The organism is Vibrio sp. A8-1 (assembly GCF_013048685.1).
GTDB lineage: Bacteria > Pseudomonadota > Gammaproteobacteria > Enterobacterales > Vibrionaceae > Vibrio > Vibrio metschnikovii.
Window position 1 is genome coordinate 1 of the sequence record NZ_VHTC01000007.1, and the last position, 24283, is coordinate 24283.

The following is a 24283-nucleotide window of genomic DNA, read 5'->3' on the forward strand; positions in this document are numbered from 1 at the left end:
ATGTCAGTTCTGAGTGAAATCATCACGTCAGTCGTTGAGAAGAAACCGTACCCGAACGTTTTTGATCTATAAACTGCACATGCTTCTTCAGGCATGGTAAGTCAAGATACCTCGGTGAACGCTTACGGTTAAATAAAACCAAATCTGCGTAAGCGCCTGCTCTTATTTCTCCACGATCTTTTAATTGGTAACGTGTGGCAGACATACCCGTCATCTTGTGAATCGCTTCTGCCAATGGGAAAAGCTGCTCTTCACGACAGTAATGCCCCAAGACTTTCGGGAATGTGCCCCACAAACGTGGATGTGGATGCGGGTCGTTTGGTAATCCATCTGAGCCCACCATGGTCAACTTATACTTAAGTACACGTTTAACGTCGCTTTCAACCATGCAGTGATAAACCGCGCCCGCAGGTTGCAATGCTTTTGCCGCTTCCATAAGAGGCAAGTGCATCTCGTCAGCAATGTCTTTCAGCATCTTGCCAGCGTGCTCTGGTTTGCTTTCAGACCAGGTAATGAAGATATCAATTTCATCCGTAACCTGTTTTAAATCCAGTGTCGAAGAGCTAGCGGAATATGGATAGCAATCGCAAGACACGTCTTGATGCTCAGAAACCTTGTCCATCAAATCCAGCACTTCTACCGTACGTCCCCAGTTGCCTGCACCTGCACATTTAAGATGAGAAATCACCACTGGCACTTTGGCGTACTGCCCTGTTTCAAAAGCTTCTTCCATTGCGCTGATGATTTCTTCAAACTCGGTGCGCATGTGTGTGGTGTAGATACCACCGTGATGACCGAGAATTTCCGCTAGGCGCATGACTTCGTCCGCGTTCGCTTGTTTGGCACTCGCATAAGCAAGACCCGAGCTCAAACCCAATGCCCCTTCTTTCATCGCTTGCGTCAATGTTTGGCGCATTTGGTCGATTTCTTCATCGGTTGCCGTGCGCAGTAAATCGTCCATCACATTGTTACGTAATGTTGTGTGACCGACTAACGCCGCGACGTTAACCGCAGGGCTAGCCGCTTGTACCGCCTTCGCATACTCCGCAAAAGTTGGGTATTTGAAATCTTCCTGCTTGCCCAATAGATTCATTGGGTCTGGCGGAGTACCACTGAGTACCGCAGGGCTTGCGCTAATTCCGCAATTGCCTACGATTACCGTCGTCACGCCTTGGCTAATCTTTGCTAAGCAATCAGGGTAACGAATCACATTGATGTCATCGTGCGTGTGCACATCAATAAATCCCGGAGCCAACGCAAGACCTTGACCGTTGATAACCTTCTTTGCAGAAAGCTCGTCTAGCTGACCTACTTGCTCAATACGATCTTGACGAATTGCAACATCAGCCATGAATGGTGCTGCACCTGTACCGTCAAATACCTCTACGCTTTTGATAATGGTGTCGAACAGCATACTTCACTCTCTTCGTCCGTAGTTAACATGATTCCATCTTAATAATTCTTGAAATTTAAACAGTGAAGAAACACACAAAAAAAATCAGATTTGTTTGATACTTTTTAACATATTGTTTATGGTGGTTAGCAACAAACACTTAATATCAATCAGTTAAACCATGTTAGAAGTAGGTGCGCTATGAAAGACAATCGCCAAAAGTGTGATAAAAACTATCATAATGAGTTTGTTACCACGCCAGGTTACGGAGAAAAGGCTCAACCTGTTGCGGGCAATTCGGCAGGATTACACAGTTTGATCCATGAAGAGATCACCCTGCCCGCTGCGGTGATCAAATCTTCTTCATTAAAGAACAACCTCGATTGGATGCAGCGTTTCGCCAATCAACACAAAGTGAAGCTGTCACCGCACGGTAAGACCACCATGACGCCTGCTTTCTTTCAGCAGCAATTAGAAAACGGCGCTTGGGGCATTACCGTAGCAACGCCGGCTCAGGCAGAGATTGCGGCTCTCGGCGGAGCGAAAAATATCATCATGGCGAACCAACTAGTGGGGCGCGCGAATATGACCATCATCGCCAACTTGATTAAATCCCATGGGATCAACTTCTATTGCTGTGTGGACTCAAGCCGAAACGTCAAAGCGCTAGAACGTGCGTTCGCTGAACATCAATTGCCGCTTAATGTACTGATTGAGTTTGGTGTCGAAGGCGGTCGCTGTGGATGCCGAAACCAGCAAGATGTGGTTGAACTCGCTACTCTCATCCACCAGCAACCTCATCTTACGCTCAAAGGTATCGAGGTCTACGAAGGCGTCATTCATGGTGACAATGCTGAACAGGACATTCGTGACTTCCTCAACACCACATTAGAAATCGCAGCTCAGCTACAAAGCAAAAAGTTGATTGAGTCCAAACCTCTGGTTACTGGCGCAGGCTCTGCTTGGTATGACGTGGTTTCCGAATGCTTCGCTAACCTAGAAGATTTTGACGCCATCATTCGCCCAGGTTGCTACGCGATTCATGACACAGGCATTTACCTAGACGCACAAAATAAAGTCATGCAGCGAGCTGAAAACAACCAAGGGGCAGCGTGTGATTTAGGCGGTGATTTGGAATCGGCTCTAGAGCTTTGGGCTTATGTCATTTCTCGCCCTGAGCCAACTAAGCTAGTTGCTGGCTTCGGTAAACGTGACGTTGCATTTGATGCCGGGTTGCCAATCCCTGAACGCGCATACCGCGATGGTGAGCCAATCTCTATTGAAAGTGCGCTAACTACCGCAGTGATGGATCAGCACGCCTTCATCGAAGTAGACGCAAACAGCGACCTTCAAGTGGGTGATATAATTGCTTTCTCAACCTCTCATCCATGTTTAACGTTTGATAAGTGGCGTTCCGTGGCGGTTTGTGATGATGAGTATCAAGTCACTCATTGGGTGAAAACATGTTTCTGATGATGAGCTTAGTGAAGCTTTTCGCTATACTTCATGTCAAACCTGTAGAGGCGGCACAATCACCTCCATGTAAAAGATAGGAACACAGCTTGAGTTTAGAAATCGATATTATTTCGCAAATCACTGAGCGTTTCAGTGCGCTGCGCGATGCCGAAAAGAAGGTCGCTAAGTTGATCCTAGACGACATTCAAACTGCCGCCAATGCTAGCATTACTGAACTGGCAGAAAACGCAGAAGTGAGTGAAGCCACCATCACCCGTTTTGCCAAAGCTGTTGGCTGTAAAAACGTACGAGATATGAAGATCAAATTGGCACAAACTTTAACGGTTGGACAACGATTCATCCTTGAGCCTCCTGATCAAAGTGGCTACCAAGGTATCTATGAGTCGATCAAGCAATCCCTTGACGTAAACCACCGTTTGATTGTTGAAGAAGATATCGACACTGCCGTGAACTGGCTACACAACGCAAGACAAGTGATTTGTATTGGTATGGGTGGAGGTTCGACCATTGCAGCACAGGAGATGCAGCATCGTTTGTTCCGTCTGGGCTATCCTGTTGTGGCCTATAATGATGGTTTGTTATCGCGCATGATTGCGGCGACTGCAGACACAAACGATGTGTTAGTGATGATCTCAGCAACGGGCTATACCCCTGCGATCATTGAAACCGCGCAATTAGCAAAGCAGTATGGCGTAAAAGTCATTGTGATTACTCCGAAAAACACGCCTTTGACCGAGCAAGCCGATTTGGTTCTGCCTATCGAGCATCAAGAGACAGATTTCATCTACAAACCATCCGCTTGTCGTTACGCGATGTTGGCTTTGGTTGATGTGCTTTCGATGTCATTAGCAGTTAATCATAAGCGACGCTCTCGCGATAAACTTCGCCGACTCAAGGTTGCCCTCGACTCTTATCGTGGCGGTTTAGAAAGACAGCCTCTCGGAGATTAAACCGAGGTAACGCCTTCCGATGACAGTCGATTCCGAAAACGACAAAGCCCGATGTTCAACATCGGGCTTTTGTTTATTCGTTACTTGGTAAAGGGATGGTTGGAAGATATCAGTTACTCACCATGCTAGACCACATTCAGTATGTATTCCCCCATGTTCGTGCTGTCTGAAATAATAACGCCTTCAAAGCCCATATTTTGACGCAGCAGTTGCTGTAAAATCGTCGCCGATAAGGATCGCATCCAACTGTGGCTACGCCGACTAACCCTGTCGATCCAAAAGTAAATGAAAAAATGGATAACAGGCTCAGTTATTCATGTGGGCGTACTCTCCTAAAGAAATGAGGCAACCAGATTAGGAGATTTCAGCTAGAGAAGTCAAGAGGAGAAAATCAGAGTTACTCCTCCTGATTTTGTCATTGATGTGAACGTAAGAGCGTTGCACAGATTGTCGCTATTTCGTCACGTTGGAACTCGGCGATCATGAAGAGAAGATAAATGATTAGAATAATCCATGCCATACTGCGGTTGCACCGCTGACTAAACAAAGTACCAGCGCTGCAAAGCGGATTTTTTCTTTCGGCAACGAGCGCGTGATTTTACGTGCTAGCGCGTAGCCCAACCAAGCCGCAGGAATAAGCGGTAGTGTCAGTAACACATGGTGCCACGTTAGATACCCAGTCGGCCATTGCACCATCAACGAGATGATTGAGCTAAATACAAAGAAAGCCGATAAATTACCGCGCAGTTGATTGGCTTCTTGATGCTGAAGCAACAGCGCCATCGGAGGGCCACCGATGCCACTGCTGGTACCAAATACGCCAGAGAAAAATCCCGCGATGCCCATCCGAGTTGGATTAGGCTCAATACGCAGTGGTAGCAAACTCACCGCTACCGCAAACAGCACCAACAAACCCAGCCACAGAGCCAAAGCCTGAGTAGAAATCCACATCAGCAGTAAACCACCGACAATCGAACCCGGTATACGCCAAATTAAGGCCATTTTTAACCCACCAATCGAAATGCTCTCGCGATGTTTCATCGCATTAAGCACCGAAATAAATAGCGCGACTAAGCAGATCGGTGCTGGCACATAATTTGGAGAAATCAGGAACAACAACGGCGATGCAACCACAGCCAGCCCAAAGCCGATCGCGGTCTGTACAAAGGAGCCCATGAAAACCAACATTATGGCAATCCACACACTCGCGCCTAAATATTCCATTTCGCTGCCTTGTACTGTGATGTATCGAATGACACTGACGGTATCAGTTCAGCAATATTTCGCAATAGAAACGTTTTGCCCAAATTGACCATGTCACGGTGCACAGACGAAAGCGCTGTCTCGTAGGCACTCAGTAATCACTATTCTGCCAGACACCTTCATTCTAAAACGGTAAATCCAGTATTTCGATCTGATTAAAATGTGGTTCTACAAGGCCTTTCAAGTAGCTCGCCACATTCAAACTTTGTGAGTGTGCGCTTTGACTGCCAGAGATAAGAGTCCGTTTCATATCAATTTCTTTTTAAACTGCAAGCCAGTGTTGTTGAATAAGTGGTTGAGGTGGAACGCGGGATAGCCAGCACGATCGAGATAAAAATCGCCCCTGCCCCGAAAATTTGCGTCCAAGTGAGTGCTTGATCGAGAATTACATAACCCAGTAAGCAAGCCGAGATACTGCTCAAAAAACCAAGAAAGGACACCGTGACCGTTGGCAGTTGCTCAATACCACGAAACCAGAGAAAGTAAGCCAGCATAGCGCCAACCACACTCAGGTATCCGTAACCGAGGTAGTTAAGCACAGTAATTTTCTCTGGTACGCCTTCAATCCACAGGGTCGTAGGCAGCAAAAACACGCCACCAAACAATAATTGCCAGCCGGTAAATCCAAGTATGGACATGCCTTGAGGACGCCCCCATTTTTTGGTCAGAACGACACCAGAGGCCATACTGAATGTTCCCAAACAGGCGATCAATAAACCTTGTATGCTCAAAGATGCGGTTTGATTAAGCACTAATAGTCCGATCCCAATAACACCAACCCCCCCCGCAGCCCACTGCAAAGGGGTGATGCGTGCGCTCAGAAGAATCCAACTCATCATCATCACCAACATAGGTTGGAATGACATCACCAATGCTGCCATTCCTCCTGGTAATTCAGTCGCTGCAAAAAATAAGCAGTAAAAGAAGAAACCAATATTAAAAAAGCCCAATACAGGTAAACGCCACCACCAATTTCCAGTTGGTAAAGTTCGAGCAAACAGTACTAGCAATATCCCAGCAGGCAGAGCTCGTACTAAAGAAGCCATGAGTGGCGCATTTGGCGGTAGTACTTCGGTGGTTACGATATAAGTGCTGCCCCATACGATAGGTGCGATAGCAGTCAGCAGCATCGTCTTAATTCCTGACGTTGTATTCATTTTTGACCCTATTTAGTAGTGTTAACTTCCATAAAAGTATCTCTTAAAAAAGATACTTTTTAGAAAATAATAGAGAAATGGTTTTTAATCAAGTATCTTTTCAGAAAGATATATTCAGAGGGAGAGATCATGTCATCAGATAACACCATGCCAAATGACAAAGTGGATGCCATTCTTGCACAATGGCAGAATATCAGACCGGATCTAGATTGTTCTTCGATGGGCGTTGTTGGCCGATTAAACCGCACTTATGAACTTTGGAAACCTCAATTAGATCAAGTCTTCCAGCGCTTTGATTTAAGCTCAGTTGAGTTTGATATTCTGGCGACCATCCGTCGTAGCAATACCGCCATCACGCCTACTGAGCTGTACCAAACCTTGATGCTCTCTTCCGGTGCGATCAGTACACGCATTGAACAACTGGTGCAACGCGGCTTAGTGCAGCGTATGGCCAGCGATCAAGACAGACGAAGTTGTAAGGTGATGTTGACCGAACAAGGACAAAGTTTGATCGACCAAGCCTTGAATGCCCATGTCGACAATATGAATCGCATGTTAGAAGTGCTCACGGAACAAGAACAAATACAGTTAGAGCAGCTCTTAAAAAGAATTCTGCTAGCGGAATAAAAACCGAAAGAGCAAAACTGATTGAGAAGGTGTGCAGATAGCAGATAAATAAGACAAAGAATGATCGGTGAGTAAGCTGCCTACGCCGATCAATCTTGTCAATCCAATAGTAAATTCAAAGATGGCTAACCGTCTTCAACCAACACCATAGCTTCAAGTCGTCAGGATAAATCACATTTCCGAAGATAGAAATTCAGAAATTGCTGACTAAAATCAGCACCTTCTGTGGTTTGTGCTATACGTTAATGAGTCAGATATCAAAACAACGATAACTTGTTAAGTGAGCGCTTCATGTCTAACGATGCTATTTATGACCAAGCCCCTTGGGTCAAACTCTACAGTCCGGAGCAACTGGCTTTGCATCAAGGCCATGCTAAAGACAGCCATGCTTGGCGCAGTATTCCTGAAATGCTCAGTGAAGCGGCCGCCAAATACCGCCAACGTAAAGCTTTTACCACCTGTATGCCCAATGGCATGAACGGTAGCCTTACCTTTGGACAGGTCGATGAGATGTCGACCGCTTTTGCTCATTACCTACGCGGCGAACTTGGCTTGCAAGCTGGTGATCGCGTTGCGGTACAAATGCCAAACTGTTTAAGCTTACCCGTCGCGGTGATCGGGGTGCTCAAATCCGGCTGCATCTTAACCAGCGTTAACCCACTGTACAGCCGACGTGAAATGAGACATCAGTTCAGTGACGCTGGGATAAAAGCGATTGTCATTTGCGATATGTTCACAGATAAACTGCAAGACATTATTGAGCAAACCCCGATTCAGCACGTTGTCGTCACCTCTCTAGCCCAGTGGTTTCCTCCGGTAGTACGCGGCATTCTTAAGCTGGTCTTAAAATATTGGAACAAGGTGATCCCAACGCATCAGTTGAGCCATCATTCTATCGATCAAGCGATTCAGCTTGGCCGCCTGCGCCAAAAAAACGATAAGCTCAATGTGGAAGAGTATTGGCAAGGTTTAACTCGCGCCGATACCGCGCTGCTGCAATACACAGGCGGTACCACTGGCGTCGCCAAAGGGGCGATGCTCAGTCATGGTAACTTGCTCGGTAACGTAGAGCAGATGGATAGCCTAGTTCAAGGACATGTCACGAGCGGCCAAGAGACGGTGCTCACCGCTCTGCCGCTGTACCATATTTTTGCTTTCAGCGTTAACTTGTTGGAGTTTTGGCATCAAGGTGCACATAATATTCTGGTACCCAGCCCAAGACCTATCCAAAACTGTCAGCGCGCGTTTGATAACTACCCTATCAGTTGGATGACTAGCGTGAATACCTTGTATAACGCGCTGCTCAATGAAGAGTGGTTCACTACCTTTCCGCCTAAACACCTTAAAGCCGCTTTAGCTGGCGGCACCGCTTTACATGCTACGGTTGCTGAACGTTGGCAAAAAGCGATTCATTGCCCTTTAGTGGAAGGTTATGGCCTAACCGAAAGCTCGCCGGTACTCTGTTTTAACCCCTTAACCGATCCACGTCCCGACTGTATCGGCATTCCAACGCCTGGTACTCAGTTGCGCTTAGTGGATGATGACGGGCATACCGTCCCGCTTGGTGAGCCGGGAGAACTAATTGCTAAGGGAGTGCAAATTATGCAGGGCTATTGGCAACAACCGGAAGAAACGGCTCATGCGCTGCGAGATGGTTGGTTATACACTGGCGATATCGCCATCATGCATCCTGATGGCCGCTTACGCTTAGTGGATAGGAAAAAAGATTTGATCCTTGTTAGTGGTTTTAATGTCTACCCCAACGAAGTAGAAGAAGCCATCGCCGGCTTAGAGCAAGTGATGGAGTCAGCGGTCGTCGGCGTTCCTGACCCACTCACTGGCGAACAAGTTCAAGCTTATGTGGTGCTGCGTGAACAAGGATTAGACGAAGCAAGCTTGAGGAAACACTGTAAAAATGAACTCGCCGCTTATAAGGTCCCGAAAAAAGTGGTCTTTGTTGATGAGCTACCGAAAACGCCAGTAGGCAAGGTTCTGCGCAAAGATGTTCGTGCCATGGCCCTTGGCCAACTCACCAGTTCTGATCATTAGGAGGCCACCATGTTAAGCGCTTTTGAAGAAACCCTATTATCGGTCATGATGATCATCATTATGTTTGGCATGGGCGCAAGCCTGACCTTTCGTGATTTTCGGATCGCCTTTAAACACCCTAGGGCTATCGTGGTCGGATTCAGCTCGCAATATGCCCTAATGCCCTTTATTGCCTTTGCTTTATCTTGGCTACTTAACCTCACCCCAGCACAAACGGTCGGCATGGTATTGATTGGTTGTATGCCTGGAGGAACTACCTCGAATATCTTTGCTTACTTTTCACGTAGCCTACTCAGCTTGAGTATCATGATGACTATCTGCTCAACAATAGCGGCTTTTGTGATGGTTCCGCTACTGATGCAGTTCTATACCCAAGGGATTGATGATTCGCTGCGTATCCCGCCCGATCAAATTGGTCGCTTATTGTTTGCGCTACTGATCCCCACTCTGATTGGTATCTGGTTACGGCGTAAAAATGCCAATATTGGCGCTGTGGTTGAATTAACGGGGGGCGTGTTAGGCGCATTGGTGATTATTTTCTTGCTCGCTACTTGGGTACCACGTAACTGGCAACTGCTGCTTACCACTCATTGGACGGTTTATGTTGCCGTTATCATGGTTGGGTTGATTGGTTTTAATTTTGGCTATTTCTTCTCACGCTTGCTTGGTCTTAATCCGCAAAAAGCGCGCACGGTATCATTAGAAACCGGCATTCAAAATGGCCCTCTCGCCGCTTTGGTGGTTAGCCTAAGTTTTGCAGGAGAATTACAGCAACAAATCTTATTGATCCCCGTCATGTACTCACTGTTTATCGTTATCAACTCCACTGTAGTCACTTTCTTTTACCGTAAGCGTACCTTTAGTGAAGAGCTAGCCCGCGATCAAGCAAAAATCGAACCCGCCAGTAGTACTAGTTCATCAAGCCAGTAAATATGGCGCTCACCTCTGTTATTGCTATCAAGGCCGCTAAGCGGCCTTTTTTAATAACGAATGGCATATTAATTAGATGCTACAATCAACAGCCCTAATCACAGTATTGATTGATGCCCATGGGGATTTACCTGTGCTTACCAGCAACCGTAAGTAGCTGATGATGCAAGAACTAAAAATAAGTTTTATTGATAAGAAAAAGAGATTCAATAACCAAGCTTAGTCTTGGTTACCCAATTGTTTATCACACCATTTTTCAATATCGGGTGCATAGAGCGCCAATAAACCAATGCTCATCGCAATACCACAAATAATGTAAATCGCTACCATGTTGCCACTCCCGATTGTATCTGAAAATCCATTAACTGGCTGTCCTTGCATCGTGCACTTAAACGCTCAATTGTTCATAGTCTAGCTAAATACGTGGCTATTTGCTAACACACTACGACTTCGCTAATAGTTCATTTCTCACAATTTCAGCACCAGCGCTTAATGAGTGGAGTTTCGCTCGTGCTACCGCTCTAGACAACGGAGCCATGCCACAGTTTGTGCATGGATAAAGCTTATCAGCATCGACGTATTTCAGAGCATTACGCAGGGTGGCCGCTACCGCCTCTGGTGTTTCAATGCTGTTGGTTGCGACATCGATAGCACCGACCATCACTTTTTTTCCGCGTACCAATTCGAGTAACTCCATTGGCACATGAGAGTTATGACACTCTAAAGAAATGATATCGATATTCGATTGTTGCAGTTTAGGAAACACCTCTTCGTATTGACGCCACTCACTGCCTAAGGTTTTTTTCCAATCCGTATTGGCTTTGATCCCGTAGCCATAACAAATATGTACCGCGGTTTCGCATTTTAAACCATCGATAGCTCGCTCAAGCGCTTCAATCCCCCAATCATTGACTTCGTCAAAAAAAACGTTGAACGCGGGTTCATCAAATTGAATGATGTCGACACCAGCCGCTTCTAGCTCTTTGGCTTCTTCATTAAGAATTTTCGCAAACTCAAACGCTAGCTCTTTACGAGATTGATAATAACCATCGTACAGAGTATCAACCATCGTCAGCGGCCCAGGCAGAGCCCACTTGATGGGCTTATCCGTTTGAGAACGCAAAAATTTTGCATCTTCTACAAACACCGATTTCTGCCGAGATACAGGGCCGACAACGCTTGGCACGCTAGCATCGTACCGGTCACGAATTTTCACCGTTTGCCGATTCTCAAAATCAACGCCATGCAAATGTTCAATAAAGGTCGTTACAAAGTGCTGACGGGTTTGTTCGCCGTCACTGACAATGTCTACCCCTGAGATTAATTGTTCATGTAAGGCAATACGCAGAGCATCGTATTTACCATCTATCAGCTCTTGTTGCGCTAATTTCCAAGGTGACCAAAGCACTTCTGGCTGAGCTAACCACGTCGGTTTTGGCAGACTACCTGCCGTTGAAGTTGGGAGTAATTTTGTCATAATGTTGGCTATTCTACTGTTTGGTTGACGATTAAGCGCACTGAGTGACCCATTGTTCAAGAACCGATTGATAAGGTTTGATGAAGACTTCTTCCGCATACTTACCTTGTTTTATCGCCAGTTGGGTGCGCTCTTCGCGGTCATAGACAATATCCGTTAACGAGTGGGCATCGCTTTTCAAGTTCGCTTCATAGCGCTCACCAGCAACCCGGTTAGCAAAGTAAATCTCAGGACGATAAATCTTTTGAAAAGTTTCCATGGTGCTGATGGTGCTAATCAGCTCCAAATTGGTGTAATCGTTCAGCAGATCGCCAAAGAAATAGAAGGCAAAAGGCGCAACACTGTTTTTCGGCATAAAGTAACGAGCTGTTAAGCCCATCTTCTGGAAATATTGTTCCGTTAGCGATAAATCCGTCGGCTGGTATTCCACCCCCAATATTGGGTGTTGGTTATTGGTGCGGTGATAGACTTTGCTGTCTGACACGCTCAAACAAATCACCGGCGGCTTAGTGAAGTTTTGTTGGTAACCTTCTGAGTTAATGAATGATTTAAATAAGTTACCATGCAAAAGACCAAAATCTTCTGGTACTGAGAATTGCGCTTTGCCTTTATTGTGATCCAGTAGACGGACACTAAAATCGTAATCACGAACATAAGAAGAGAAGTTATTGCCGACAATCCCTTCAATCCGTTGACCGGTTTTACGATCCAAAATACCGGTTTTTAGCACTTCAATCGATGGAATGGTTTCGCTGCTATTTTCTACTTTGATATTGGCTGAAATAATATCTAACTCGACCGAGTAGCGATCACTCGTTGGGTTATCCCAACAAGCCAACTCATTGAAACGTTGGTCTATCATGCGTAATACGCTACGCAAGTTCTGTTGACGATGTTCACCACGGGCTAAGTTAGCAAAGTTCGTGGTAATACGAGTGTTGTCTGCTGGATGATAATTTTCATCAAGACGAGTCTTTTTAATGGTAAAAGTAAAATGTTGAGTCATCAGCGTTATCTTCCGTGTCAATCAGATGAAACCAAATGATCATCCGTTCAATTCATGACTCAGTTATAACTCGCCCTCAATTAACTTAACAATGTTGTTACTTAATGTTGATTGTGAAAAAAATTCATGTTCGGTGTGCTTCAATAAAAAATAGTAAGGCAGAAGATAGGATTGCGTCTGTTAGACAACTGATCTGCATCAACCATACAAGACAGAAAAATAAGGTATTTTATGCGTTTTGATAGCATTTTCATCTAGACATATAAATAACTTCGCGATAAATGGCACCTTAGGGTAAATAGTTTGTATTGAGTATACGAAACCTATTATTCAGCCAAGTGTCACCCTATTGCTTATCCACACTATATAAAATCTCTTGATAGCTAGCTTTTTATTATTCAAAATTGGGGAAATAAACAACAGTTTTGTACAATACTTGTGTTAAGGAGAGTTTTATTGTGTAGCTCAATTACTGCTGTGTAAAAGGACTATACAATGACACCAAATAACGGCATTTTTTGGCTTAGGCAAACTCCGAAAATAACCTGTGTAGCTACGCTGGGACCTGAAGGTTCAAGCAGCCAATATGCAGCTCAGTACCTATCAAGGCTTATTGGGGACCCATTAGAAGTACTATTATTCAGAACCTTTGAACAAGCCTCTGAGCATGTTGAATCCAATGAGTCATGTTTACTTCTTGTTGCTAATGCATACCAGAGGGTTGATAACTTTTACATGAACGAGCGAACGCTCCTTTTAGGTTCGTTTTTTTGCCCCCCCTCCTACTACTTGGCATGTAAAGATATAGGTTGATTTCTCATTATATCGCTATAAGGGAGTCAAGTGTCTATCAGAGTTACATTTAACCGATGAATTTGAACAGGGATATTGGGAGAGGCAAGCGGGCTATTGCAAGACTGGCAAGATCAAACCCAAAAGATATCGAATCGTTGATTTACAAGAACATCGCTTCATTGATGGCACTGGCGAAGTTACGGATTTTTAAGGAACAATAATGATTTCACAACTAATAGCGATGGCTGCTTTTGCCTTGGTGACTTCGATCTCACCAGGCCCAGTAAACATTTTAGCCACTGTTACTGGAGCGAATTACGGATATACCCGTACTATACCTCATATCACTGGCGCAACTTTCGGGTTTGTATCCATTTTGTTTTTGTTGGGCTTTGGATTATCGCAATTCATTGCCGAGATTCCTTATTTAGCAAAGGGCATGACATATGTAGGAGGAAGTTTTCTATTATATCTCGCTTATAAAGTGACGACCCAAGAACCTACCACTAAAAGTAAAGATTCAGAAGAAAGCAAATCAGCGCCATCGCTCTTACAGGGTATGATGTGCCAGTGGCTGAATCCTAAAGCATGGATCGTTTCGCTTGCTGGTATTTCAGTTTTTTATACAGGGCAAAACGTAGGACTAGAGGTATTACTTTTATTCTGTGGCATATTCTTTGTCGTTTGCTACATATCGCTCTCAGTGTGGGCAATACTAGGGGTTACCATAAGTTCTGTTATAGAAACACCTAAGCAGTTCAAGCTGTTTAACATCTCTATGGGACTACTATTAGCGTTAACTGTTCTATATACTTTCTTCATATCTAGTTGAAAGAGTATTCGTTGATATGGCTAAACAGCAATTTTATCGATCCAATATAATTCCTATAGAACTGCGTTGTTCCACAAATTCAAACGCATGCTATGGTAAACATACTCACGAAGAGTTTTCTGTTGGATCGGTAGATTGTGGTCAAAGTGATTATTTTAATAACAATATGGAAAGCAAAATCGAAATGGGCTCTCTTGTCATAGTGAACCCATTGGAAGTACATTCATGTAACCCCACTCGAGATACAAATTGGAGCTATAAGATGCTTTATGTATGCCCGAAGTGGTTAGGTAACATACAATCCATGATTGTAGATAACCCCTCAAAAAATTTCATACCATTCTCGATTATCCATACTAATTCCCCAGAGCTCTACTGGCAGTTTCAATCATTGGCAGACTCAATCATAGACGATGTCGATCACATAAAAATGGAAGAAGAAAGCATCGAATTTTTCTCCGATTTATTTCGCAATGCCAACGCCATAGATATCGATGAGTTGAGCCTAACAAAAGCAAATATCGCCAGAGCTCATCGTTTTATACGTGACAACTTCAAAAACAATATCTCAATCAGAGAGATTGCTCAACACTCTGGGTTAAGTGAATACCACTTAATTCATTCATTTCGAAAATCTTATGGGATAACCCCCCATGCCATGCAAATTGCCATGCGAATAAATGAAGCGAAGGTGTTGCTAAAGAAAGGATATAATATTGCATCAGTTGCCACAGAATTAGGGTTTAATGATCAAAGTCACTTTCATCGTAATTTTAAAAAACTAGTAGCAGCCACTCCAGCTCAATACAAAGATTAATCTACATTAGTTCTGCTGTGAATGTTTGCTACGCCATCTTGTATGGAAACGGATTACTTCGTCAGAAATAAATATAAATATAGAATGCTCTTCCGACACTCATTACACCGAAAGCATGATGTAATCGATTAGTATATCGACTAGATTCGACGGTTTGATAAGCGGTGAAAAGCTTCTCTGACGTACATGGAAAGAGAGGTAAGATACAATGCGATATACTCTCGTCTCTATCCCTTCTGAAAAGGGGATTTGCAATACACCATCTAATCTGTAACTTTCTAATTTAGTAAGCGCTGTAACTCACAAATGCCTACAACCGTGTTAACTATGGTTATCGGCAATAGAACATATTTTTGTTCGACCGCTTGCTTTAATACCAACGATATAAAATGGCTCACATAGCGAAAAAATAGGATTTTTACCGTAAAAGTATATCAAACTGTGAAATGATGTTAGGGGGTATTAGAGTACTGAGTGCCGCTAGAGGCTAGATGGGTGGAAGCCCCAGCCACATCCCGGCACACACGTCATTCGCTGTGGCTGCTTCCTTCCGGACCTGACCAAGTTCACGAACTAGTGTTGCGGGAGGACCAGGGCCTCCATAGAGCGCTTTAGCGTGTTGGCTAAAGAGTGCGAGGATTATCAGGCATCCACTTCACTATTGCAACCCTCAGCCCGCATAAAATCAATAAACCCTTGTTAATTGGGCAGTAATTAAACAATCTTATTCGTCATCCACTGCTGATGCTGCTGTTTTGTTCTACTCTATCTGCTCTTCACTGCTTTTCAGTAGGTAGTCCGTCATCCACGCCGTTGCGAGTAGACATAACCAAACTACGAAGACCGGTTTGGGCACTTCGATAGCAGGAGCAAGCATGATGCCCATAAACGCCACCGACGGTAGCGTCCAGCACAATAACGTTGACCAATGCTCTGCTCTTTGCTTCACCAGTTTATTGATGATGGCGATTAACCCAGTCACGCACAATGAGATAACAACCGCGAAGGTAAATTCAGCAATCCACAAAGGCAGCAACAATAATAATGCCCACCAGTGGCGAGCCGATGAAGGCGTGTATTTCCAACTATTAACTGCCCACCATATCGCGCTCACCGAGAGTATTTGTAATACCGTCATTGTCGGCGTGCCATCAAGCTTACCAGCTGATTGGGTAGTCATAATTCCGACTTGCAGCGTCAGCAAGATCAAACCACAAATCACCATTACCCCTTTATGGCGTGGCGCAGAAAAAGCGACCATCAGTAATGGGAAAATAACCCACATACTCACAGATAATGCGGCTGGCTGGTAAGACAGCGTGAAGCCATAGACCAGTAAACCGCCCAACAACACCAAGCCCGCATTACCACTGCGAGGCAACACCCACAGTGCTGGGACTAATAAAGCGATCAATGACCAATTGTCTTCACTCAAACCTAGGGCTTGACCGCAGACAATCGCTAAGATTATGGTGATCATAAATTGCATAACCGACACTATCATACCCTCTCCTTATACCTATCCGTGGTAACCATTGAACTAGGGCTTTATGAGTATGGACCAATTTTCTCAACAAATCTTTGCCGTGGTGCACCAAATTCCTTTTGGTCGAGTAGCGACCTATGGACAAGTTGCCCATTTAGCGGGCTATCCGGGCTATGCTCGTCAGGTAGGAAAAGTGTTAAGCCGATTGCCGCAAGGCAGCAAACTGCCTTGGTTTAGAGTGATTAATGGCCGAGGTGAGTCATCGTTGAGCGGGGCCGATAAAGCGCGTCAACACGCTTTACTGCTTGCCGAACAGGTTGTGATCAATTCATCTGGAAAAATTTTATTACGCCAGTATCAATGGCGACCTTAGACGTTTCTCTCATCAGCAAAGGGGCGAGGGATCGTTTCAACATGTTTCATAAATCACATTCCCTCTTGACAAATATTTGACCCATTTCACAAAATAGTGGCTAATACTTAAGTGAAATAATTTTAGTCTATGCCCAAACCACTTGGCGTTGCAGGTAGGAAGGGTATACAAACAACCATCATTAGGTGAGGGTCATGAGTAAACCACTAAGCGAATTATTACGCCTACTACAGCTTGAAAAGCTTGAAGAAGGTTTGTACCGAGGTGAAAGCGAGAACCTTGGTTTACCCCAAGTCTATGGCGGTCAAGTGATTGGGCAAGCGCTCTCGGCGGCCCGTTACACGGTAGATTCCGATCGCACCGTCCATTCCTTCCATAGCTACTTTTTGTATCCGGGCGATCCTGAAAAACCAATTATTTATGATGTAGAAAACCTACGTGACGGTCGTAGCTTTAGCACCCGCCGAGTAAAAGCGATTCAAAATGGCCGACCTATTTTCTATCTCACCGCCTCTTATCATGGTGAAGCGCCGGGGTTTGAGCATCAAAATTCGATGCCTAATATCCCCGGGCCTGAAAACTTTGCTTCAGAATCTGAGCTGGCGGCACAAATTGCCCATTTATTGCCAGAAAAAATTCGTAACGCGTTTTGCGGTGAGAAACCGATTGAGATCCGCCCTGTGACGGTGATTAACCCGTTAAAACCGCAAAAAGAAGAGCCTAAACAATATTTATGGATTCGCGCGAATGGTGAAGTGCCTGATGATCAGTTAATTCATCAATACTTACTCGGTTATGCGTCAGACTGGGGATTTTTGGTTACCGCGCTGCATCCTCATCAGGTCTCACTGATGACGCCGAATTTCCAAGTAGCGACGATCGATCATTCGATCTGGTTCCATCGCCCGTTTAAAATGGATGAATGGCTGCTCTATGCAATTGAGAGCCCAACCGCGAGCAATACCCGTGGTTTAGTGCGCGGCGAGATTTACAACCAGCAAGGGGCTTTAGTGGCGACAGCGGTACAAGAAGGGGTAATGCGTTTTAAATAAAACGCTCCCTTTAAAGCGGTAAGGCGGTGGTGTATTTCAAAGACTCCATCGCAAAGGTGGAAGTGACATTATTTAAACCATCGACACTATTGACCAGTTTTTTATAGAACTGGTCAAAATTTTTCATGTCTTTGACCAGTACTTTCATCATGTAATCATACTCACCAGCCATGCGATAAAATTCCATCACTTCCGGAAAATCCTCCACGGTATTCACGAACCGTTGATACCACTCATGGGAGTGATCACTGGTTTTGACCATCACAAAAGCGATAAAAGATAGCCCTAAACGTTCAGGATTAAGCAGCGCCACCCGTTGGCTGATCACCCCCGACTCTTCGAGCTTTTTTAATCGTTTCCAACATGGCGTGCTGGTTAAATTGACCGCATCGGCCAGCTCATTGAGTGATAACGTGCTGTCTTTTTGCAACATCGCCAGTAACTGTTTATCAATGCGATCCATATCCACCACCTTTTATTTCTATAGCAATCATATTATAGAGAAAATAATTCTCTTAAATTAGCAAATCAAAGGCAAGATAACCAAGTTTTTCTCCCTCACACAACGTACATTATCAGCATTAACTCATGAGCAATTGCTCGTCATTACTGTGAGAACGCCACCATGTGTACCGACCATCAATGGATTAATAACGCGATTCGTAAAATCGAAGCCGATTTTCAACGCTCGGCTGATACCCATTTAATTAAGCTCGATCTGCCTAGCATTGCGGGGATTGATCTTTATCTTAAAGATGAGAGCACGCACCCCACTGGCTCGCTCAAACACCGCTTGGCTCGCTCGCTGTTTTTGTACGCGATATGTAATGGCTGGGTTGGTCCAGATACGCCAATTATTGAAGCCTCTTCTGGCAGCACCGCGATTTCTGAGGCCTATTTTGCCCGCTTATTGGGCCTGCCTTTTATTGCGGTGATGCCGAAATGCACCGCGCGTAAGAAAATCGAACAAATTGAGTTTTATGGTGGCAAAGCACATTTAGTCGATCGCAGCGATCAAATTTATGCTGAGTCTCGCCGCTTAGCGCAAGCGTTAAACGGTCATTATATGGATCAATTTACTTATGCTGAGCGAGCCACCGATTGGCGTGGTAACAGTAATATCGCCGATAGTATTTTTCAGCAAATGCAACGGGAAGATCATCCCATTCCAAGTTGGATTGTGATGAGCCCGGGAACCGGCGGGACTTCCGCCACCATTGGCCGTTTTATCCGTTATCAGCAACATAATACTAAGCTGTGCGTCGTCGACCCAGAAAACTCGGTATTCTTCGATTATTACCAAACGCGCAATAGTGAGTTAACCCTTCAGTGCGGCAGTAAAATTGAAGGCATTGGCCGGCCACGTGTCGAACCGAGTTTTATTCCCAATGTGGTTGATGAGATGAGACAAATCCCAGATGCGGCCAGTATCGCTACCATTCATTGGTTAGAAAAGATCGTGGGAAGAAAAGCCGGCGCATCAACCGGAACCAACCTTTATGGCGCACTTCAATTAGCCAGTGAGATGAAACAGCGCGGTGAACAAGGCTCAATTGTGACCTTATTATGCGACAGTGGTGAGCGTTATTTGGATACTTATTACAACCCAGAGTGGCTAGCGAATAATATTGGTGACTTATCACCTTACACCTCGAAGTTAGAAGCGTTTCAGCTTACAGGCCAACTGGATTAAAGCTATCCTTGACGATTGAAAATTAATAGATCTATCTCCAAACGACTTGGAGTTGCAGGTTGGCGGTAAGTGAGTCCCCATGAATATAGACAGACTATGTGATTAGGATGAACGAACGTAGCTAACACCGCTGCAGCTTCAAGTAGGAAGGGGATAACATCAAGCTATTGATTATGTGGATTTTGTTTTAACGATGACCGTTCTCTGACAGCGAATGTCGAAAACATGACGCCTATCTGACGCGGTTAACGTTCATTTGATGAATAATAACGACCTCAGTCACCAACGACTTTACACTATCGTCGAACGGCTCATAGATAAGGCCGGTGGCTATCACAACGTCCGTTTCAATTGAAGGTATAGAATATGATCAAAAAATCTCTTTTTGTCGTCAGTGCACTGACCTTAGTGTTGGCTGGCTGTGATAATCAACAGCAAGCCTCTGCCCCTGTAGAGTCACAAACCGCTCCCGTGACCATCGATGTTAATGATGATGAAGCCGTGATGGATGAAGCATTTAAGAGTGAGCATACCGCTTACAATAGCTTAGATTGGCAAGGGACCTATCAAGGCGTACTCCCTTGTGCGGATTGTGCCGGCATTGAGTATACCTTGGTCTTAAATGATGATCTGACCTATCAACTTACTCAAGTTTATCAAGGTAAAGAGCAAGCAGCTCCATTTGTCTCTCAAGGAAAATTCCACTGGGAAAACAATGGCAGCGTCATCACCTTAGACGGGGAATCGGATGCGCCCAATCAATACTTTGTCGGTGAAAACATGTTGATGAAATTAGACAGTAATGGCGAGAGAATTACTGGCGATTTAGCGTCTTTGTATAATCTTAAAAAACAATAGCCGTTGCTTCGATAAATGCTTTTCACTTATCCCCAACCACCTGAAAATAGAGTGTTTGGGGATAATACCAACATTAAGAATTTTGCTGGCGTGCGGCAAAAGCCGCCGCTTGCTCTGGTGTTGCCGGTAATTGATAGTTAGCTTTCCACTCATCATAGCTCATGCCATAAATCCGCTCACGCGCCTTATCAATATCCATTTCAACCCCTATCGTCTCAGCTTCCGCTTGATACCATTTACAAAAACAGTTACGACAAAAACCAGCCAAGATCATCAGGTCAATATTCTGAACGTCCTTATTATTATCTAAATGCGCTAACAGACGACGAAAGACTGCCGCATCGATTTTATCTTGTTGTTCTTGAGTTAAGTGTTGAATGTTCGCTTCTGACATGATGTTTCCTTTTTAATAGTGAGCGGTAGCATTAGCTTATCTCAAGATAGCAAAACGCCCAAGACAAGCTTGGGCGTTCATCAATCATCCAACGCTGATATCAATCAGCCTTGAATACCAACAATTAACCATGGCGCGTTAGGTTGCGTTAAATCACGCTCTAAATGCCAAATATCTAAAATTTCTTCTTCGGTTTCAGAACCCAAGTCGCGGCATCGACCCGTAAATTGTAGACTCAGTTGCGCTTTACGATCATCGTAATCGGAACGAACAATCTCTGCATCGACATACATGACTTCAGTTTGTGGCTGTTGATCCAACTTTTCTCGCTCAGCTTTCAGATCAGCGAATAAACTTTCAGACACGTACTCCTCAATCGTCTCAAGCTGGTTATGGTTCCAAGCACCTTGCAAAATACGGTAGTGCTCACGTGAACCATTAATGAAAGCGATTTTATCAAAACCAGGTGGGTAGTTATGGGGCACATCGTTATGCATGGTTGAACCAAACCCAGAACTCGCTGCTGGTTTAAATTCCTGCTCCGGAGCTTGCTCAAAACTTTGGCGATGTACATTGGTGTTATAAGCTGGCTGACGAGGATTAAGGCTACCCTGCTTACCTGCCAGAAAATGACGAGCAAGCTTAAAGAGTGCAAATCCTATCAGACCGAAGACCAAAATATCCATAAATTGGATACCTTCAAAGGCACCACCAAAAAACGCAGCCAGTAGGCCGCCGGCGAGTAAGCCACCCATCAGGCCGCCCATTAAACCTCCGCGACTGTTGGTCGCAGCAGGTTGCTGATTATTTTGCTGACGTTGCGGAGTCGCTTGTTGTTGTTGATGATTTTGTGCAGGCGCGGTTCGATGGTTCTGACCAAACGATTTACCACCGCCCATCCGTCGAGCTTCAGCATCAGGAATCACCATGACAGTGATCATCAGTAACGCCATAAAAGAAAACAAACGCTTCATATATTTCCTCAGGGGATGTCATTAGGTACAAAAGGCTTTTATTCTTTGTCATGATAGTCACTTCAAGACGCTAAGCAAACCTTTTGCCTGACTGACATGTATCAGAATATTGCAGCCTTATTGAGTTGACGCTCTCCCAGACACTCTCTAGAATATCGAACATTGTTCTTTTTTGATTATGCGGTTTAACAACAACTTATGGCCAGACGCAACGATCATACTCGCGAAGAGTTGATCTCTCTTACTTTAAAAGCCAGTAAAGCTTTCTTAAGCAAGCACTCTTATCATGAACTTAGCCTAAGAAAAATCGCCAGTATGATAGGTTATGTGCCAAGCACCTTGGTCAATGTGTTTGGTAGCTATAACTTGCTGCTTTTACATGTTGTTGCACAAACGCTCGATGAGCTGGCTTCAGAATCTAAGTTAGCCGTAAAAAAATGCGCAGACCCTAAAAAAGCGCTGTATAAACTAGCCTACTGTTATCATGACTTTGCTCAAAAGCACCCCTACCGCTGGCAGTTGATTTTTGAACACAATATGAATGGCGAAGATCTTCCAGAATGGCAAGCAGAACGAATCAACGGCATGACTACCATGCTAGAGTCGCTGTTACAAGTCATTGCCCCTCACCGTAGTGCACAACAAGTATTACGCACGAGTCGCGTTTTATGGGCTGGCGTGCATGGTATTACGTTACTGAGTATTGATGATAAATTTTTTACCGCTGAGCCGGTCGATGGTAAAGCATTGATTGAAGATTTACTGAGCCAATATTTGGCGAACTGGTAACCATTAAGGCAAAACCATGCACAGCTCTCAATCTTCATTGTTAACACAACGACGTTTTCTTCCCTATTTTATCACCCAGTTTTTTGGCGCATTTAACGATAATATCTTTAAAAACGTGTTGTTGCTGTTTGTGGCTTTTGCCGCTGTGGATACGTTATCCATCTCCAGTCACCTATTTATTAACCTTGCTGCTGGTCTGTTCGTGCTGCCGTTTTTCTTGTTCTCTGCTTCAGCGGGGGTACTAGCCGATAAGTTCGAAAAATCGTGGTTTATCCGCCGCGTAAAACTGTTTGAAATCGCCATTATGTGTATTGGTGCGATAGGTTTTATCACCCAAAGCTATGGTCTTCTACTGTTTATGCTGTTTTTAATGGGCACCCAATCGGCGTTTTTTGGTCCGGTCAAATACGCGCTGCTGCCTCAACAATTAAAAACCAATGAACTGGTTCAGGGCAATGCATTAGTGGAAACAGGCACCTTTCTCGCTATATTACTCGGTACCATTGGCGCTGGCGTTATCGCTTCGCTCAATCATGCTCATTATATTGCCGCCGGAGCGGTTATCCTTTTCGCCCTACTCGGCTATCTTGCTAGTCGCTCTATTCCTATCGCCCCAGCCAGCGATCCAAACTTGGTGTTTACTTTTCGTCCTGTTCAGCATACCCGCACTACGCTGGCGATTGCCAAACAAGACAGAACCATTTTTCAATCGATCATGGCGATCAGTTGGTTTTGGTTTCTAGGCGCGACTTATCTCACCCAGTTTCCAAATTTCACTAAACTGTTTCTTGGTGGCACCGAAAGCGCGGTGTCATTTTTGCTGGCCTTATTCTCTGTTGGGATTGCGATAGGCTCACTCACCTGTGATAAACTCTCTAACCATCGAATCGAAGTCGGACTGGTACCACTCGGCAGTTTAGGTATTAGCTTATTTGGCTATCTGATGGCCGCCAGCGTTCCCGCTGTTTTACCTCCTTTTACACAATTTAGTGATTTTATTAGCCACCAAGCTCTATGGCCCCTGTTTAGTTATTTACTGTTATTGGGCGTCTCTGGCGGTATTTTTATTGTGCCACTTTATGCTCTGCTTCAGCAAAGAGCCAAAGTCACTGAACGAGCACAAGTCATCGCGGCGTTAAATATCTATAACGCGCTATTTATGGTGGGCAGCGCACTACTCGGTATTGTCTGCTTAAGCCTACTTGAATTAACTATTGTGCAGCTGTTTATTCTACTTGCCGTGCTCAATGTGTTAGTAACAACTTACCTGTTCTTACAAGTACCTATTTTTGTGCTGCGCTTGGTGGTGTGGGCCTTAACCCACAGCATTTATCGAATGAAGCACAAAAATTTACACCATCTGCCTGAGCAAGGCGGCGCGCTGATTGTCTGTAATCATGTCAGTTATATGGACGCGTTATTGCTCAGCGCGGTTTGCCCACGTTTGATCCGCTTTGTTATGGAAGAAGATTACGCGAATATTCCTATCTTAAGGCCGTTACTCAATCGAGCTGGGGTGATCCCGATTTGTGCCAATAAACGCAGTTCGATTCGCCGCGCCTTTGCTGAAGTCGATCAAGCGCTGCAAGAAGGCCATTTGGTGTGTATTTTCCCCGAAGGTCGCCTAACCAGTGATGGTGAGATCGCTCCTTTTATGCGCGGAATAGACGTGATTTTAAAACGCAGCCCAGTACCGGTGATCCCGATGGCCATTAAAGGCTTATGGGGCAGCTTTTTTAGCCGTTACAAGGGCCGTGCTTGTTGTAGCCTGCCTCGTAAATTGCGCGGCAAAATCGAGATTGAAGCCGGTGAAGCGGTGAGCAGTGGACAGGCCAACACCGAATTGATGCAACAAAAAGTCGCTCAGCTACGTGGGGATTGGCGCTGATAGG

The 24283-nt window shown here is 44.8% G+C and carries 22 protein-coding genes, 1 other RNA gene and 2 pseudogenes; 13 read left to right on the forward strand and 12 right to left on the reverse strand.

Translation table 11 applies throughout. The features are described 5' to 3' along the window. Positions 1 to 22: 22 nt before the first annotated feature. Entirely contained in the window at positions 23 to 1414 is a 1392-nt protein-coding gene (locus tag FKN93_RS05275) for a D-aminoacylase (RefSeq protein ID WP_170904631.1), read from the reverse strand. A gap of 180 nt (positions 1415 to 1594) precedes the next feature. Between FKN93_RS05275 and FKN93_RS05280 the strand changes: the two genes are divergently transcribed. Both FKN93_RS05280 and FKN93_RS05285 read left to right on the forward strand, forming a co-directional pair. Beyond that, complete coding sequence (locus FKN93_RS05280) at positions 1595 to 2866, forward strand: amino acid deaminase (RefSeq protein WP_170904632.1); 1272 nt, start codon at positions 1595 to 1597, stop codon at positions 2864 to 2866. 89 nt (positions 2867 to 2955) lie between these two features. After that, positions 2956 to 3819, forward strand: a complete 864-nt coding sequence (locus FKN93_RS05285; protein ID WP_170904633.1) for a MurR/RpiR family transcriptional regulator — start codon at positions 2956 to 2958, stop codon at positions 3817 to 3819. Between the two features lie 149 nt (positions 3820 to 3968). Here the strand turns inward: FKN93_RS05285 and FKN93_RS05290 are convergent. From FKN93_RS05290 to FKN93_RS05300, 4 genes and pseudogenes are all read right to left on the reverse strand, one after another. Then, positions 3969 to 4055 (reverse strand): annotated as a pseudogene (locus FKN93_RS05290) (glycoside hydrolase family 3 N-terminal domain-containing protein); the annotation flags it as partial. A gap of 265 nt (positions 4056 to 4320) precedes the next feature. Beyond that, complete coding sequence (locus FKN93_RS05295) at positions 4321 to 5043, reverse strand: sulfite exporter TauE/SafE family protein (RefSeq protein ID WP_170904634.1); 723 nt, start codon at positions 5041 to 5043, stop codon at positions 4321 to 4323. Positions 5044 to 5209: 166 nt separating this feature from the next. Further along, a pseudogene (locus tag FKN93_RS17635) lies at positions 5210 to 5332 on the reverse strand (NADPH-dependent oxidoreductase); the annotation flags it as partial. A 1-nt stretch (position 5333) separates the two neighbouring features. Further along, positions 5334 to 6239, reverse strand: a complete 906-nt coding sequence (locus FKN93_RS05300) for an EamA family transporter (protein ID WP_170904635.1) — start codon at positions 6237 to 6239, stop codon at positions 5334 to 5336. Between the two features lie 147 nt (positions 6240 to 6386). Between FKN93_RS05300 and FKN93_RS05305 the strand changes: the two genes are divergently transcribed. The 3 genes from FKN93_RS05305 to FKN93_RS05315 all read left to right on the forward strand — a co-directional run bounded on the left by FKN93_RS05305 (position 6387) and on the right by FKN93_RS05315 (position 9845). Further along, positions 6387 to 6866, forward strand: coding sequence for a MarR family transcriptional regulator (locus FKN93_RS05305; protein WP_170904683.1), 480 nt, complete (start codon positions 6387 to 6389; stop codon positions 6864 to 6866). 291 nt (positions 6867 to 7157) lie between these two features. Further along, the gene (locus tag FKN93_RS05310) at positions 7158 to 8915 is read left to right on the forward strand and encodes an AMP-binding protein (RefSeq protein ID WP_170904636.1); all 1758 of its coding nucleotides are present in this window, start codon (positions 7158 to 7160) and stop codon (positions 8913 to 8915) included. Positions 8916 to 8924: 9 nt separating this feature from the next. Then, the gene (locus FKN93_RS05315) at positions 8925 to 9845 is read left to right on the forward strand and encodes a bile acid:sodium symporter family protein (RefSeq protein ID WP_110167890.1); all 921 of its coding nucleotides are present in this window, start codon (positions 8925 to 8927) and stop codon (positions 9843 to 9845) included. A 442-nt stretch (positions 9846 to 10287) separates the two neighbouring features. Here the strand turns inward: FKN93_RS05315 and FKN93_RS05320 are convergent, their stop codons facing one another. Further along, the gene (locus FKN93_RS05320) at positions 10288 to 11322 is read right to left on the reverse strand and encodes a methionine synthase (RefSeq protein ID WP_161439442.1); all 1035 of its coding nucleotides are present in this window, start codon (positions 11320 to 11322) and stop codon (positions 10288 to 10290) included. 31 nt (positions 11323 to 11353) lie between these two features. Further along, the gene (locus FKN93_RS05325; protein ID WP_170904637.1) at positions 11354 to 12328 is read right to left on the reverse strand and encodes a DUF1852 domain-containing protein; all 975 of its coding nucleotides are present in this window, start codon (positions 12326 to 12328) and stop codon (positions 11354 to 11356) included. Positions 12329 to 13343: 1015 nt separating this feature from the next. Between FKN93_RS05325 and FKN93_RS05330 the strand changes: the two genes are divergently transcribed. Together FKN93_RS05330 and FKN93_RS05335 are read left to right on the forward strand one after the other, a co-directional pair. After that, entirely contained in the window at positions 13344 to 13955 is a 612-nt protein-coding gene (locus FKN93_RS05330; protein WP_202598238.1) for a LysE family translocator, read from the forward strand. A gap of 16 nt (positions 13956 to 13971) precedes the next feature. Next, a complete protein-coding gene (locus FKN93_RS05335; RefSeq protein WP_158138219.1) occupies positions 13972 to 14772 on the forward strand; it encodes an AraC family transcriptional regulator in 801 nt (266 codons plus the stop codon). 499 nt (positions 14773 to 15271) lie between these two features. Here the strand turns inward: FKN93_RS05335 and ffs are convergent. Both ffs and FKN93_RS05345 read right to left on the reverse strand, forming a co-directional pair. Beyond that, an RNA gene (gene ffs, locus FKN93_RS05340) (signal recognition particle sRNA small type) lies at positions 15272 to 15368 on the reverse strand. Between the two features lie 164 nt (positions 15369 to 15532). Beyond that, on the reverse strand, positions 15533 to 16276 hold the full coding sequence (locus tag FKN93_RS05345) for a hypothetical protein (RefSeq protein WP_170904638.1): 744 nt from the start codon (positions 16274 to 16276) through the stop codon (positions 15533 to 15535). A gap of 52 nt (positions 16277 to 16328) precedes the next feature. Here FKN93_RS05345 and FKN93_RS05350 point away from each other — a divergent pair, with 52 nt between their 5' ends. Both FKN93_RS05350 and tesB read left to right on the forward strand, forming a co-directional pair. Then, complete coding sequence (locus tag FKN93_RS05350) at positions 16329 to 16631, forward strand: MGMT family protein (protein WP_170904639.1); 303 nt, start codon at positions 16329 to 16331, stop codon at positions 16629 to 16631. Positions 16632 to 16825: 194 nt separating this feature from the next. Further along, positions 16826 to 17683 (forward strand): acyl-CoA thioesterase II, encoded by an 858-nt coding sequence (gene tesB, locus FKN93_RS05355; RefSeq protein ID WP_158138207.1) that lies wholly within the window; start codon positions 16826 to 16828, stop codon positions 17681 to 17683. 10 nt (positions 17684 to 17693) lie between these two features. Here the strand turns inward: tesB and FKN93_RS05360 are convergent, their stop codons facing one another. After that, a complete protein-coding gene (locus tag FKN93_RS05360) occupies positions 17694 to 18146 on the reverse strand; it encodes an Lrp/AsnC family transcriptional regulator (protein ID WP_170904640.1) in 453 nt (150 codons plus the stop codon). A 162-nt stretch (positions 18147 to 18308) separates the two neighbouring features. On the opposite strand from FKN93_RS05360, the gene FKN93_RS05365 reads away from it, so the two are divergent. Continuing rightward, on the forward strand, positions 18309 to 19376 hold the full coding sequence (locus tag FKN93_RS05365) for a PLP-dependent cysteine synthase family protein (RefSeq protein ID WP_158138206.1): 1068 nt from the start codon (positions 18309 to 18311) through the stop codon (positions 19374 to 19376). Positions 19377 to 19745: 369 nt separating this feature from the next. After that, positions 19746 to 20234: a copper resistance protein NlpE gene (locus FKN93_RS05370; RefSeq protein ID WP_161425767.1), complete on the forward strand. Its 489-nt coding sequence runs from the start codon at positions 19746 to 19748 to the stop codon at positions 20232 to 20234. A 73-nt stretch (positions 20235 to 20307) separates the two neighbouring features. On the opposite strand, the gene FKN93_RS05375 is transcribed toward FKN93_RS05370, so the two are convergent. After that, positions 20308 to 20628 carry a DUF1244 domain-containing protein gene (locus FKN93_RS05375; protein ID WP_154168545.1) on the reverse strand — a complete coding sequence of 107 codons (321 nt, stop codon included), beginning with the start codon at positions 20626 to 20628 and terminating at the stop codon, positions 20308 to 20310. Between the two features lie 104 nt (positions 20629 to 20732). Beyond that, positions 20733 to 21602, reverse strand: coding sequence for a TIM44-like domain-containing protein (locus FKN93_RS05380; protein WP_170904641.1), 870 nt, complete (start codon positions 21600 to 21602; stop codon positions 20733 to 20735). A 198-nt stretch (positions 21603 to 21800) separates the two neighbouring features. Between FKN93_RS05380 and FKN93_RS05385 the strand changes: the two genes are divergently transcribed. After that, entirely contained in the window at positions 21801 to 22391 is a 591-nt protein-coding gene (locus tag FKN93_RS05385; RefSeq protein WP_170904642.1) for a TetR-like C-terminal domain-containing protein, read from the forward strand. 16 nt (positions 22392 to 22407) lie between these two features. Further along, positions 22408 to 24279, forward strand: coding sequence for an MFS transporter (locus FKN93_RS05390; protein ID WP_170904643.1), 1872 nt, complete (start codon positions 22408 to 22410; stop codon positions 24277 to 24279). Positions 24280 to 24283: the final 4 nt, after the last annotated feature.